Annotated in this window: 2 pseudogenes; both read right to left on the bottom strand. The window is 61.6% G+C overall.

Annotated features, from left to right (window positions below):
* Positions 1–99: 99 nt before the first annotated feature.
* A pseudogene (locus tag D6T64_RS00090) lies at positions 100–492 on the bottom strand (ATP-binding protein); the annotation flags it as partial.
* Positions 489–2,058: pseudogene (gene istA, locus D6T64_RS00085) on the bottom strand (IS21 family transposase). The pseudogenes D6T64_RS00090 and istA, both read right to left, overlap by 4 nt.
* Positions 2,059–2,496 lie beyond the last annotated feature (438 nt).

Here is a 2,496-nt window from a genome sequence, read left to right as displayed (position 1 = left end):
GAAGTGGGCAGATCTCATGGCCACCAACGGGCAGTTTTCCTGGCCGTCAGTGGGCAGTTTCGTGGCCGCCTATGGGCAGCTTGTCATGGCCGCCGACACCCGCACCCGATGCAGACACGCTGCCTTCGCTAACGCGCACCCCAAATACGACTTCCCCGACCCGGTGAACCCTTGGAACACGACGTTCTGCTGCCGGTCGATGAATGAACACGTGCCCAGTCCAGCGATCACCGACCGGTCAAGCCCGCGTTCCTCGACCAGGTCCAGCCGCCGCAGGTCAGCGTTGGGATACCGAAGGTTCGCCCGCCGGATCAGCCCCTCGACCTTGGTTTGGGTGAAGGAGGCATGGGCGTCATCGACGGCAAGTTTGATCTTCTCCTCAAACGCCAAACCGAGGGTCAGGGTGTCGTCCTGGGCGTCGAACGCGTCCAGCAGGGTGGTCACGCCCATCTCGCGGAGCTTGCGTTTGGTCTCGATATCGATCCGGCTCATCGGGTGCCTCCGGCGTAGTAATCGGCGCCGCGAACATAGCCACCAGTCTCAGGTTCTGTGGGTTCGAAACGCGGGATTCTGCGGGCGCTTGCTTTGTCCTGCCCGGTCTCTAGGATCGGCCGCAAGTGCGCATACCGGGGAGAGCGAATACGACCTTCGAGGGCGATCTGGCACGCCTTTTCCACTCGCTCACTGGAGAAGCGGCGGCTCAGCCGCAGCGCTGCCAGAGCGGCATCGAAGCCTTGCTCCTCCACCGGCACCGCCTCGAAGATCCGGTTGACGACGGTCACCATGTTCGGACCGACACGCGTCGCCCAAGCCCGGATCCTGACAGCATCCCACTCCCGATACTTCTCGCCCTGAGGCTGGTCAGCATCGTTCGTCCGGTATTCGTTGATGACATGCTCCGGGAGCAAGAGGTGGCTGGTGAGGCGCTCGTGGTTGCGATAGATCTCCAGAACTTGGGTGGTGATACGCAGATCGACACCCTGCCCGATATGCGCGTAAGGGGCGGAGTAGAAGTTCTTCTCCCAGACCACATGCCCGTTCTTTTGAACCCGGCGCCCCATGACCCATTTGCTGATCTCGTAGGGAACTGACGGCAGGGGCCGCAGCAGTGCCTTCTCCTCCGTCTGGAACACGCTCAGCCGAGAGCCAGCGCGTTTCTGGAATGGTTCCCGGTTATAAGCGTCCATGCGTTCCCGGATCGCGACCCGCAATTCGGGAAGGGTTCCGAACTGTTGATTGCGCAGGCCAGCGATCACCCAGGTGGCCACGTGGGAANACCGTATTCTCGACGCTCGCTTTGTCTTTCGGGCGGCGAATTCTGCCGGGGAGCACCGCTGCTGAGTAATGCGCGGCCAGCTCCCGGTAGGCATCGTTCAACACGATCTCGCCCTCGCGAGGGTGCTTGATCACCCCGGTCTTGAGGTTGTCGGGCACGATCCGGGGAGCCGTCCCGCCGAACCACTCAAACATCGCCACGTTGGCCAGCAGCCAGGTGTCTTGGCGCATATCCAGAGTCGGCTCGACGAACGCGTACCTCGAAAACGGCAGACACGCCACGAACAAATACACCCGGGACGTCTCTCCCGTCACCGGGTCGATCAGCTGCATCGTCGGGCCCGACCAGTCGACTTCGATGGTCTGCCCAGCCTTATGGCCCACCCGGGACGCCGCTCCTGCGATCAGAGTATGCGCGGCATAGGCCTTACAAAATCGGTCGTAGCCCATCGAGGGCTGCTTCTTCGCAGCGCACCCGTCGATGTATTCGCCGTGGAGCAGTTTCAGCGTCACCCCGACCTTGGCGAGCTCCTTGTGCACCCCGTCCCAGTCGGGCTGCACAAAGACACTTTCATGCTCGCCGCGCCCCGGGAACAGCAACGCATACACCTCAGCATCGCTGCGGCCCACGTGGCCGTCGCGGCCGATGCCGGCCTTTTCAGCGGCGTCGAACACCGCCAGCACACTCTTGCGCGACATGCCCTCCGCGAGTGCGATCGCGCGCCCCGTCATGCCCTCGGCGCGGAGTTCGAGCACCCGCTTCGCCTTGATCCTTCGTACCATTGCTAATTACTCCTTCCGCTGCGTGCCAATACACGCAGCGGAAGGAGCTAAGCAGATGGCCCCAAACGGAAATATTCGGTGGCCCCCGAGAACGCTACTCAGCACTTTGATCAGTGGCCCCGAAGGTCAATAACACCGGCCCCCAGGAGAGCGAATATTCAACCGTGCAGAATACCGCGCATGATCGCGTCAACGTGACCTCGAAACCTAGGTGATCCCCATCAGAAAAATCCGGTGGCACTGCAAAAAGTTACTCGCACCAGCGACCAGTGGCTGGCTGGCCCCGAAGGTCAACAACACCGGCCCCCAGGAGTGCGAATATTCACACACTCTTCCATGTGTGTTGACGCCGACCCAAAACAGGGCCAATAGTGCCGTTTGAAAACAGGACCACTATCGATGTTTTCTACTATGCCGTATCGGCGGCGGGCTGGTGGC

This window comes from Cryobacterium melibiosiphilum (genome assembly GCF_003602235.1).
Lineage (GTDB): Bacteria > Actinomycetota > Actinomycetes > Actinomycetales > Microbacteriaceae > Cryobacterium > Cryobacterium melibiosiphilum.
Note: the sequence above shows the minus strand (reverse complement) of the source record. Positions and strands in the feature narration are given on the sequence as shown.